This is a genomic window from Micromonospora sp. CA-246542 (genome assembly GCF_050942905.1).
In the GTDB taxonomy this organism is placed as follows: Bacteria; Actinomycetota; Actinomycetes; order Mycobacteriales; family Micromonosporaceae; genus Micromonospora.
Genome location: NZ_CP192040.1, coordinates 5,251,866 through 5,263,925, shown reverse-complemented (window position 1 = coordinate 5,263,925; position 12,060 = coordinate 5,251,866). Strand labels below are relative to the sequence as shown.

Sequence of the window (12,060 nt, the reverse complement as noted above, 5' to 3'; positions counted from 1 at the left end):
TGCGAGGAGTGAGCTTGCGAGCCCCGCAGTCGCGAACGAAAGGCTGGATCAGTGACCGAGCTGCGGATCATGCGGGGCCGGGAGTGGGCTCGTCCGGTCCGGCCGGCGCGCCGTGAGGTGCTCAGCGCCGTACCCGAGTTGGAACAGGGGCGTCCGCCGCTGCTGTTCGTACCCGGGTTCGGGCACGGGGCGTGGGCGTTCGCCGAGCACTGGCTGGGCCATGCCGCGTCGCGGGGCTTCCCGGCGTACGCGCTGAGCCTGCGGGGGCACGGCGGCAGCGGGCCGGCGCCGGAGGCGACGCTGCGCGCGTACACCCATGATGTGACCCAGGTGGCCGCGAGCCTGCCGCGCCAGGCGGTCCTGGTGGGGCACGGCGCCGGGGCGCTCGTGGTGGCCCACGCGATGGCGCGCTATCCGGCGCGCGGCGCGGTGCTGGTGGCGCCGGTCTTCGGCGGCTGGGGCATCTTCGGTACGGCGGTGCGCCGCAACCCGGCCGGGACGCTGCCGGCGGTGTTCGGTGGACCGCTGCGGCTCAGCCGCGCGCAGCTGTTCAGCCGGGAGTTGCCCGACGAGGACGCCCGACGGTACGTGGCGCGACTGGGCCGGGCCGGTCGGCGCGCGCAGTGGGCGCTGCTGGGCGAGCCGCAGGCCGAGGCGGCCGTGGGTGAGCCCCCGGTCCTGGTGCTGGGCAGCCCGGACGACCGGGTGGTGCCGGCGTCGACGTTGACGCGGGTCGCCCGCCGGTACGGGTCGGCGCCGCTGCTGTTCCCCGGTATGGGGCACGACCTGATGCTCGACGCGCGCTGGGCCGAGCCGATCGACGCGATCCTGGACTGGTTGGAGAAGGAGCCCACCGGCCGGTGATCAAGCGCCCCGGTCAGCCGCCGGCGTGCTGGGTCGCCCGGGTCGCCGGTTGTGGCACCCGGGCGGCGCCGTCGGTGCTGGTGAGGCGGCTGACCAGCGCGCCCGTCTCGTCGAGGGCGCTCAGGTAGGAGCGGGCCCAGGCCCGGATGTCGTGTTCGTGCAGGTGGGCGCGCATCGCCCGCATGCGGGCGGTGACGTCGGCGGGGTCGGCCCGCAGCGCCGTGCGCAGCGCCTGCTTGAGCCCTTCCAGGTCGTGCGGGTTCACCTGGTACGCCTGGGACAGCTCGGCGGCGGTGCCGGCGAACTCGCTGAGCAGCAACGCTCCGGTGTCGTCCACCCGGGCGGCGACGTACTCCTTGGCGACCAGGTTCATCCCGTCGCGCAGCGGGGTCACCGCCATCACGTCGGCGACCCGGTAGAGCGCCGCCAGCTCGGCCCGGTCGAAGGGCTGGGTGAGGTAGTGGATGGCCGGCTCGCCGACCCGCCCGAACTCGCCGTTGATCCGGCCCACCTCGCGTTCGATGCGTTCGCGCAGGATCTGGTACTGACCGACGCGTTCCCGGCTCGGCATGGCCACCTGGACGAGCACCGTGTCGCGGACCTTGACGTCGCCGCTGGCCAGCAGCTCGCTGTACGCCTTGAGTCGCTGCTCGATGCCCTTGGTGTAGTCCATCCGGTCCACGCTGAGGATGACCTGCCGGGGGTCGCCGAGATCCTGCCGCAGGCGGCGGGCCCGGGCGGCCACGTCGGGGCGGGCAGCGAGGGCGGCCATCTCGGCCGTGTCGATCGAGACGGGAAACGCGCCGATGCGGACCACCCGGTCGTCGATCCCGATCCGACGGTCGGTGGCCGGCAGTTCCAGCACCCGGGTCACCAGCTGGGCGAAGTTGTGTGCCGCCTGGGCGCGCTGGAAGCCCACCAGGTCGGCCCCGAGCATGCCGCGCAGCAGCTCGGCGCGGCGCGGCAACTGCATGAACAGCTCCGGCGGCGGGAACGGCACGTGCAGGAAGAAGCCGATGCGCAGGTCGGGGCGGAGCGCGCGCAGCAGCCCGGGTACGAGTTGCAGGTGATAGTCCTGGATCCAGACCACGCCACCCGGCTCGGCCACCTCGGCGGTCGCCTCCGCGAACCGCTGGTTGACCCGCTGGTACGCCTCCCACCAGCGCCGGTGGTGCTCGGGTTGCTCGACGGCGTCGTGGTAGAGCGGCCAGAGGGTCGCGTTGGCGAAGCCTTCGTAGTGATCGCGCAGGTCCTCGTGACTGAGAGCGACGGTGTGCATGTGGACGCCGTCCACGTCCGGCAGGGCGGGCGCCGGGCCGGTGCCGCCGGCCCAGCCGACCCAGATCGCCGGGGTGTGTCGCAGCAGCGGGTGTAGCGCGCTGACCAGCCCTCCGGGGCTGCGTCGCCACTCGCAGGCGCCGTCCGGGGCCTGGCTGTCGTCGATGGGGAGGCGGTTGGCCACCACCACGAGGGAACTCTGTCGCATCTCGGGCATTCCGATCAGCAGAGGACTGACCGCCACGAGCAAGGGAAAACCGGTCAGTCAGCGGGGGAAGTGACGTACAGCGGTATTCCTACTGACAGTAAGTTACACCACTGTTACGCCCCGAGTGAGGGCGGTCGCGTCCCGCGATGCGGGCTGGGTCAGACGACGGCGCCGTTGTCCGGGTCGTCGTCCTCCTCGTCACCGGGGCGCAGCCGCCAGATCAGCGTGACGAAACCGGCCAGGATGCCCGTGAAGCCGAACAGGGTGACCGCCGAGCGGTCGATCGGGAGTAGCGACGGGAAGAGGAAGAGCACGAACCCGACGACCACGGCGAGCGCGCCGACCACCGCGTACTTGGAGACGCGGGGCAGCGGCGGCGGCGGGGGCGGGTGGTAGGTGTCCTCGTCGTCGTCCGGCAGGTCGGCGCCGAAGGTGTCCAGACCGTCCAGCAGTGAGGGCTCGTCGTCGCGGCTGTTGCGGCCGACCGAGATCCCGGAGAAGTCGGTCGCCGACGGCAGCCGACGGACGTCGGTCGCGGTGGGCCCGGCCTCGTCGACGCCGGAGCGGGCGAGCGGACCGGCCGTCGGCTCGTCCCGGGTGTCCCGGTCGTCACGTTCGTCCACGTCCTCCGCGGCCGGCCAGGGCCGCTCGTCGGTGGTCGAGGGAGTGCTGTGGAAACCGGCCACGATCCGGGCCCACTCCGCGTCGATGTCCGGCTCGTCGCGGGCCGGGGGCTGCTCCGGGGCGCTCTCGTCGGCGAGTTGAGTCAGGTAGTCGCGGGCGGTCCGCAGGTGCGAACGGTCGACGTAGAGCCGGTCGACCGGGCGGGCCGGGACGGTCGTGGTACGGGTGACCGGGTTGAGGTCGGCCGACGGTTGCAGGTAGGCGGCGATCCCGCCGGCGGCCAGCACGTCGAGCAGGTGCTCGCCGACGCGCGGATCGACATCGCCGACGACGGCGTACTCGCTCGCGTCGAGCCCGTTGTCCCGCCGTCCCCGGCGGGCCCCACCCGCTGACACCCGGCCATCCTCCTCAACGCGCCCTGCGGCGCGGCCACCTGCGCCCCCTCGACGCCCGTGCGCACGCCGTGCTCTGAATCGTGACACGTCAGGGGCCGGTTCCGGGAGTGCGTTGTGTCGCGTCTTGGAAAGTCGGGGCTGCCGTCGCAGGTCGCGGCGGGGGTTCTTTGTCCGTTCTTGCGCAACGAGTGCTATCTCGATATGGGTGCGGTCGAGCTCGATACGGCTGTGGTCGAGCGACCTCGACATGCTGACCGCCGTCCACCTGGTCGCCGCCCGGCAAACGGTCCCAGAACGATCCCGGGCGACCGCACCATCGGTTGGATGGCCAGGACCGTCGGCTGCCTCGACAAGAATTCCGGCCTACCGCAGCGATCGGACGCACGTTTTCTCGACGTCCGGAGCCCCGATTCGCTGTGACCTCGGACACATCGTGGTGTGGGTGTCAGCTGACGGCGGGAGTGTCCCCGGTGAATCTCGGATCACCCGCCGTGACGAGGCAGGTTCATGACGCCGAAACATCCAGGTGCAGGCGGCGGCCGACTCTCTCGGGGTCGGTCGGCGGCGAACCGCCCGCCGGACCGTACTCCGAGTGACGAGCACCTGTCGGATGAATCCGATCGATCCGTTCCGGTGGATCAGCACCATTAGCGGAGGTCCGACCACAAAAGATCACGGGTTTTAACTCCTGCAATCGCCATCGTCAACGCATTGATCGACCCCGACGGCATTCCTAAGCTGCGCCGAAACCTGGGCGAAATACGGGGGCTGTCGTGGAAGAGCCGTTGGGTACCGGCGTGTTCGTCGCGTTGACGCGCGGGGCTTTCGCCCGCTGGGCGCGACGTGTGACGTTGCTGTTGGTGATCGTCCTCGTGGCGAGCATGTCAGACGTGCCGAGGCGGACGGAACGGCCGGCGGCAGCAGCACCGAAGCCGGCAGCGCAGTCGAAGCCGACCTGCCCGGACGATCGTCCGGACGAGGTGTCCGCGGCGGTGGCGGCCCGACTGTGCGCCGCGCGTGTGGAGGTGGCGAACCGCCGCTCCGAGACGACGCAGGTGTTCGCCAACCCGGACGGCACGCTCACGCAGGAGCAGGCGCAGGCCCCGGTGCGGGTACGCCTGGGCGACAACACGTGGGTGCCGGTCGACCTCACCTTGCAGCGTCGGGCCGACGGGATGATCGTCCCGAAGGCGCACCCGCGCGGCCTGACCTTCTCCGGTGCCGCCTCCGGCGGCGGGGAGCACGAGGTCGCCTCGCTCGGGACCGGTGCCGACCGCACCGGGCTCGCCTGGCAGGGCTCGCTGCCCGAGCCGGTGTTGGACGGACGTACGGTCACCTATCCGGAGGTGCGGCCGGGCGTCGACCTGGTCTTCCACGCCCACTCGACCGGGTACGAACAGCACGTCGTGGTCAAGGACCGGGCCGGTCTGGCGCACGTCCGCGCGCTGAAGCTGCCCCTGAACACGGGGAAGCTGACCGTGGCCCACGACGGGATGGGTGGCGTCGTCTTCAAGAACCCCCGCGGTGGACAGGTCGGGCGGGCGCAGACGCCGCTGATGTGGGACGCGAAGGTCTCACCGCTCTCCGGCGAGCATGTCAACCACGCTCCGGTGGCCCTGCGGACGACGGCCTCCGGTGGTCGTACCGTCATGGAGTTGACCCCGGACAAGGCTTTCCTTGCCCGGCCCGACCTGACGTTCCCGGTGACCATCGACCCGCCGACGTCACTGTCGCCGTCGTTCGACGCGTTCGTGCAGAACACCTACTCCAGCGACCAATCGGGCTCGGCGGACCTGAAACTGGGCTACTCCAACGACGGCGGCACCTTCTACGCCCGCTCCTACCTGCGGTTCAACACGAGCGGGTTCGGCGGCAGCCGGATCATCACCGCCAAGCTGCGGTTGTGGAACTACCATTCGTGGTCGTGCACGGCCGCGTCCTGGGAGGCCTGGCGCACGGACACGGTCGACTCGTCGGTGCGATGGACCAACCAGCCCACCGCTCGGGCGAAGGTCGGTACCTCGACCGAAACCCGGGGCTACAACTCGTCCTGTGGTGACGGGTACGTCTACGTCGAGGTCGGCGGTGCGTTGCAGCACAGCGCGGACAACAACCTGAGCAGCGCCAGCGTGATGCTGCGGGCCACTTCGGAGAGCTCGACGGCGGGCTGGAAGCGGTTCGATTCCGCCGAGGGCAGTCATCCGCCGCTGCTGACCATCACCTACAACAGCGCGCCGTCCGCGCCGTCCGCCCTTGCGGTCGCCCCCTGCTACACCACGTGTGGCTCCGGCGCGCGAACCTCGTCGTTGCGTCCGACGCTGTCGGCGAAGCTCGCCGACGCGAACGCCGGCCAGACCCTGCAGGCCGAGTTCGTGGTGCGGAACAAGGCCACCCAGGCGGTGGTCAGTTCATCCGGTCTGCGCTCCGGCAGCCCAGCCTGGACGAACGGCTCCACGGCGTCCTGGCAGGTGCCTGTCGACCTGGTCAACGGCAGCCAGTACGAGTGGCAGGTCCGCGGTAAGGATCCGTGGAACTACGGCGGATGGACGGCGTGGACGCCGTTGACGGTGGACACCGACAAGCCCGGTGTGCCGTTCGTGTCGGCGTCGATCTACGTCAACGACGGGCAGCCGCACGGCGGCGCCAGCCAGTCCGACACGTTCACGTTTACCCCGGCCAGCGGCAGCACCGACCTCGCCGCGTTCGTCTACAAGTTCGACTACGACAGCGCGGCGACCACCGTCGCGGCGACCGGCGCGAAGTCGGTGACCCTCGCCCCGCGCGACGGACACCGTACGCTGACCGTTCAGGCGAAGGACTCCGCCGGCAACCTGTCCAACCCCAACCTCTACGTCTTCGACGCCGGTAACGCCGCGCTCGCCGAGCCGCTGCCCGGCGCGACGATCGTCAAGCGGACCAAGCTGCGCATCACCACCCCCGTCAGCGGATACACCCGCACCTACTTCGAGTACCGACGAGGACCCGGTGGGGCCACCCTGACGGTTCCGTCGGCGAACCTCACCTCCGCCACCGGCGCACCGATCACCGCCACCGCCACCAGTCCGGTAGCTCTGTCGACGCTCGGCGGTTACGCGATCTGGAACGCCACCGACACCCTCGGCCTGATCGGCGGTGTCGTCGAGGTCCGGGCGCACCTCTACACCGCCACCGGCACCACGCCCGCCTACACCATTCCGTGGGTCCGGGTCAGCGTCGACTCCAGCGGCGACGGCGCCGCTGGCGATGAGGCCGGCCCCGGCTCGGTCAACCTGCTCACCGGCGACTACGCGCTGTCCGCCACCGACGCCGACGAGTTGGGCCTGTCGGTCACCCGATCGGCCTCGTCCCGCAACCCCGCCGACGGTTACCAGCAGATGGCGCAACGCCTCACCGCCAATCAGCAGCAGGTCTCCACCGACCTGACCGGCTTCACCGTCCCCTCCACGTCGTCAGCGGTGCGCTCCACCGCCCGCGGCCAGGGTGAGACCACCCCGGCCGACTCACTGGAGATCACGCCGGTCACCACGACCAGCAACGACACCTATGTGGCGGTCGGCGGTGACGGCGGCGGGATGCGACTGAGCATGAGCCCTGGCCGGACGTACCGGATGACCGGCTGGATCTACGTGCCCGCCGCAACCGGGCTGGTGCCCGCGTACGGTGCGCGGGGTCTGCGGATCGTCGGCTTCCACAAGGTCGGCAGCACCTACACCGAAGTCACCTCCCCGATGGCCGGCTACACCGACGGCTGGCAGGAACTGTCGGTCGACATGACCGTCCCGGCCGGTGCGACCGAGGCGTTCTTCCGGCTCTACAACGGCATGCAGGGCGGCTCCGGCCGCAAGGTCTACTGGGACAACCTCTCCGTCACCGAGATCGTCGCCCCGTTCGGCCCGTCCTGGACCGGTGGCACCACCGGCGGCGCCGAGGTGGACTACACCACACTCACCCTGCCGGAGCCCTCCCTCGCCCAGGTCAACACCATTGGCGGCGGCTGGATCACCTTCGCCAGGAACTCCGACGGCACGACCTTCACCCCGGAGCCCGGCTCCGAGGGCCTGGTACTGAGCAAGGTCGGCAGCACCGCCTACCGGCTGACCGAGCTGGACGGCACGATCACCGAGTTCACCCAGCAGGGCGCCGCCTGGGCGGCCACGTCGTCCTGGACGGCGGACTCGGACAGCACGTCCCGGTACGTCTACGACACCGCCGGCAGCCGGCTGCTGCTGAAGAAGATCATCAACCCGGTCGAGCCGGGCGTTGGTGACTGCGCCACCGCCACCCCGGCGCGCGGTTGCGAGGTGCTCGAGTACGAGTACGCGACGTCGACCACGTCAGGGCTGAGCCAGAGCGTCTTCGGTGACTACACCGACCGTGTCTCCGGCGTGAAGTTGTGGACCTGGGACGCGGGCACCTCCGCCGTGACGGCCACCTACATCGCGCGGTACGCATACGACAACCTGGGGCAGCTGAGGGAGGTGTGGGACCCACGGGTCAGCCCGGCGCTGAAGACTGCCTACGAGTACGCGGGCGGTCGGGTCGCCAAGGTCACCTCGCCCGGGGAGTTGCCGTGGAACTTCGACTACGGCAACCCCGACGTCGACTCCGCAGCGCTGCGCTGGGACCTCGACGCGGGCTCCGGTACCAGCGTCGCCGACTCCTCGGGTGGCGGTCGCACCGGAACCATGGCGTCCGGTGTGTCCTGGGCGCAGGGCAACGACCCGGACAACCCGGCCGACCTGGCCGCCGTGTTGACCGGCGGCACCGGCCAGCAGATCAGCGTCGCCGGAACCGCCCTGTCCAACACCGCCTCCTACACCGTCTCGACCTGGGTGCGGTTGACCGACAAGTCCGTCAACCGCACGGCGGTGTCCAAGGACGGGTCGCGGACCAGCGGCTTCTTCCTCAACTACGTCGCCGCCGACGACCGGTGGGCCTTCTCCCGGGTCAGCGCCGACAGCGACAGCGCCACCCCGGTCCGGGCCACCTCCAACACCGCTCCCGTGCTTGGCAGGTGGACCCACCTGGCCGGCGTCTACGACACCGCCAGCGGTCGGATGAAGCTCTACGTCGACGGCGTTCTGCAGACCACCACCGCTGCGGTCGGTGGCTGGAACGCCACCGGTGGATACGTGGTCGGCCGGGCCAAGTGGGCCGGCGCCGCCGCGAACATCTGGCACGGCGGTATCGACGACGTCCGTGTCTACGGCAGGGCCCTCACCGACGCCCAGGTCGCCGACCTGGCCGGCGACGAGAATGCCGGAAAGCTGCTCAAGGCACGTCGCGCCGCCCTTGCGCAGGGCTCGAAGACGGCCACCGACGGGGAGGTCGCCACCACCGTCGTCTACAACGTCCCATTGACCCAGGGTGCCGGTGGCCCCTACAACCTCGACTCGGCCGCCATCTCCACCTGGGGCCAGGTCGACCTGCCCACCGACGCGACCGCCGTGTTCGGGCCCGAGGACAACCCCGGCCGAAACAGCGCCACCCCCGCCACCCCGGGCACCAACGGCTACCAGTACGCCACCGTCCACTACCTCTCCGCCGGGGGTAAGGAGGTCAACACCGCCACCCCGGGCGGCTACATCGACACCAAGGAGTACGACCGCTTCGGAAACGTGATCCGGCAGTTGGAGGCCACCGACCGGGCGCTGGCTCTGGGTACCCTGCCCAACGCCGCCGCCAACCTGGCCGAGCTGGGCCTGGCCGGCTCCGACCCGGCGGCGCGCGCGCTCGCGCTGTCCACCGTCAATACGTACAGCTCCGACGGGGTGGATCTGGTCGACGTGGTGGGGCCCACCTCGACGTTGGTGCTGGAGAACCCGCTGGCGGATCCGGACGGAAGTGGGCCGCTCCCCGCCCTCGACGCCGGGGCGACGGTCATCGGGCGACGCCACGTGGTCAACGTCTACGACGAGGGTAAGCCCGACGGTGCCGCGTACCACCTGCTCACCACCAAGCGGCAGAGCGCACAGATCGTCGGATACCCCGACGGGGATGTCCGGGTGACGCGCCAGGGGTACGACCCGGAGCATGGTGGGGTTTCCGGCTGGACGCTGAGGACGCCGACGAAGATGGTGACCGACGCCGGGCCGGGCGGGGCGCAACTGACCGGCTACGTGGTCCACAACTCGGCCGGTCGGGTGCTGAGGTCCTGGGGTGTCGATTCGAACGGCGCCGACGCACGCGCCCGCCGCACCATCTACTACACGGCAGGCGTGAACTCCGAGGACACGGCGTGCGGCAACCGCCCCGAATGGGCCGGCAAAGCCTGCGTCACCGGTCCGCTCGGCCCGGTCACCGGTCACGATCCGGCGAGGATGGCGGGGGAGCTTCCGGTCCGCCGGGTCGTCTCCTACACGCGCTTCGGTGACGAGGCGATCGTCAGCGAAACCGCAGCGGGGAAGACCCGGACCACCACGACGACGTACGACCCGGCCACCCGGGTGGAGAGCACGACGATCACCGCTGACGAGGGCGCGTCCGTCGGGTCCGTGACGAACACCTACAGCCCCACCACCGGCATGCTCGTCGAGTCCACGATGGGTGCCGAGAAGATCACCAAGGAGCATGACCTGCTCGGCCGGCTGGTGTCCTACACCGACGCCGACGGCGCGACGACGCGTACCGAGTACGACCGGTTCGGCAAGTCGGTGAAGGTTGTCGATCCGACCGGTCACTCGACCTATGGTTATGACCGCAACGTGGAGCCGCGCGGGCTGGTCACCAGCGTCGTGGACAGCGTGGCGGGCGAGTTCACCGCCCGATACTCCCCGGACGGGGAGCTGGTCCGCATGACGTATCCCGGCGGACTCACCCGCGAGGACCGCCTGGACGCCAACCACCAGCCCGTGGAGCGCACCTACACCCGGGACTCGGACAACGAGGTGGTCTACTCGGAGTCGGTCGTCGAGAACGCCGCCGGCCAGTGGGTGAACCATTCCTACACGGGCGGAAGTAAGACGTACGGGTACGACCGGACTGGGCGGCTGGTCCGTGCGGAGCACGACAGTGCGGTCGACGACGGGTGCGTCACGCGGACCTACGGCTACGACAGCCGGACGAACCGGACGGGAAGCACCCGCTTCGCTCCGGCTGTCGACGGTGGCTGCGAAGAGGGCACCATCGCCTCCAGCCAGTCGCACAGCTACGACAGCGCGGATCGGCTGACCGACGACGGGTACGGCTATGACGCGTTCGGCCGCACCACGGCAATGCCGGGCGGCTTGGTCAACAGCTATTTCGTCAATGATCTGGTGCAGCGCCAACAGGTGGCGGACGCGCGGCGGACCTGGAGCCTGGATCCGGCGCACCGGTTCCGGACGTTCAGCACGGAGACGCTGGTCGACGGGGATTGGGTGACCACGGCGTCGAAGGTGAACCATTACGGCGACGATTCCGACGAGCCCCGCTGGATCACCGAGGACACCGTCACGGGTGACATCACTCGCAACGTGTCCGGACCCGAGGGTGATCTTGTCGCCACGACGTCGGCCACGGGTGACGTCCGGCTTCAGTTGATCAATTTGCACGGCGACGTGGCCGCCACCGTCGACACCGCGCTGGTCGAACCGGAGTTCTTCGACTTCGACGAGTTCGGCGTGGCCGCATCGGGGCAGGCTGACCAGCGGTACGGGTGGCTGGGCGGTAAGCAGCGGTCCAGCGACGCTCTGGGCGGGATCATCCTGATGGGAGTCCGGCTCTACAGCCCCGGTCTCGGTCGCTTCCTGCAGGTCGATCCTGTCGCCGGCGGCAACGCCAACGACTACGACTACTGCTCCGGTGATCCGGTCAACTGCTTCGACCTCGACGGCCGGTGGGGTTGGAAGCGCAGTTGGAAGCGTGTCGGGAACTGGTGGAACAAGCACGGCGGCAAGGTTTCGGCCGGATTGGCGATCGCCGGTTTCGCGGCGTGCGCGGTGGCCACCGCTGGCGCCTGCGTCGCGGTGGGCGCGGTGGCTGCGGGCATCTCGGTTGCCGGACGGTACGGGATGTACCAGGCCGGACGCTCGACCAGGAGGCAGGCGATCGTCGGGTCCGCGCTGGACATCGGGCAGGCTTTCCTGCCGGGTGCCCGCCTCACCCGGAGGGTGAAGATTCCGAAGACGTTCCGCAAGACCCGGTACATCCGGAGTTGGGGAGTGACCCGGATCAGGTGGCGGGGAAGCAAGATCAAGAACCGGAGCTACTCCTGGCGAGAGTCGTACTACCGCAATCCACGGCGTACCATCCGAAACACCTGGATCCAGTTCGGCAGCGCCCAGTTCAGTAACTGGAGAGGCACCCGTGGCTACTGACAAGTACGAGGAATTGGACATCCCGCCGGAGTTCCAGACCTATGCGGACCGTCACCATCTGGAGTACCGGCAGACGCCACCCGGAATCGCGCTCTACCTCGGCGTGGGGGCAGTGTTCCTCGGACTGTTGTTCGCCACCGCGCCGAAGATCTCCTCGGACCGGACCATCGGTTACCTGATGCTCGGGGTCGGCGTCGTGCTCCTCGTCGCCTCCCGCGTGCTGCATGTCCGCAAGCGGCGCAACGAGGAAGAGTTGTACCAGCGGTACCTCCAGTGGAAGGCAGAGCAGCACGAACGTCCGGAGGCGCACGAGTAGCGGACCGCGGTGCTCCACCGTCGCGTGACGGAGGCGGTGACGTGAACCTGGCGCTGGGACCCGCGACGTGGCTCGCGG

General features: G+C 70.0%; 5 protein-coding genes. 3 read left to right on the top strand and 2 right to left on the bottom strand.

The window, feature by feature from the left end; genetic code table 11:
• Positions 1-69: 69 nt before the first annotated feature.
• A complete protein-coding gene (locus ACQP0N_RS24240) occupies positions 70-864 on the top strand; it encodes an alpha/beta hydrolase (RefSeq protein ID WP_433121794.1) in 795 nt (264 codons plus the stop codon).
• Between the two features lie 13 nt (positions 865-877).
• Here ACQP0N_RS24240 and ACQP0N_RS24235 read toward each other — a convergent pair whose 3' ends face one another.
• Both ACQP0N_RS24235 and ACQP0N_RS24230 read right to left on the bottom strand, forming a co-directional pair.
• Positions 878-2,350 carry an alpha,alpha-trehalose-phosphate synthase (UDP-forming) gene (locus ACQP0N_RS24235; protein ID WP_433121792.1) on the bottom strand — a complete coding sequence of 491 codons (1,473 nt, stop codon included), beginning with the start codon at positions 2,348-2,350 and terminating at the stop codon, positions 878-880.
• Between the two features lie 158 nt (positions 2,351-2,508).
• Positions 2,509-3,369 carry a DUF308 domain-containing protein gene (locus tag ACQP0N_RS24230; protein ID WP_357126801.1) on the bottom strand — a complete coding sequence of 287 codons (861 nt, stop codon included), beginning with the start codon at positions 3,367-3,369 and terminating at the stop codon, positions 2,509-2,511.
• Between the two features lie 773 nt (positions 3,370-4,142).
• Between ACQP0N_RS24230 and ACQP0N_RS24225 the strand changes: the two genes are divergently transcribed.
• A complete protein-coding gene (locus tag ACQP0N_RS24225) occupies positions 4,143-11,666 on the top strand; it encodes a LamG-like jellyroll fold domain-containing protein (RefSeq protein WP_433114347.1) in 7,524 nt (2,507 codons plus the stop codon).
• On the top strand, positions 11,656-11,982 hold the full coding sequence (locus ACQP0N_RS24220) for a hypothetical protein (protein ID WP_433114345.1): 327 nt from the start codon (positions 11,656-11,658) through the stop codon (positions 11,980-11,982). Before ACQP0N_RS24225 ends, ACQP0N_RS24220 begins: the two co-directional genes overlap by 11 nt.
• Positions 11,983-12,060 lie beyond the last annotated feature (78 nt).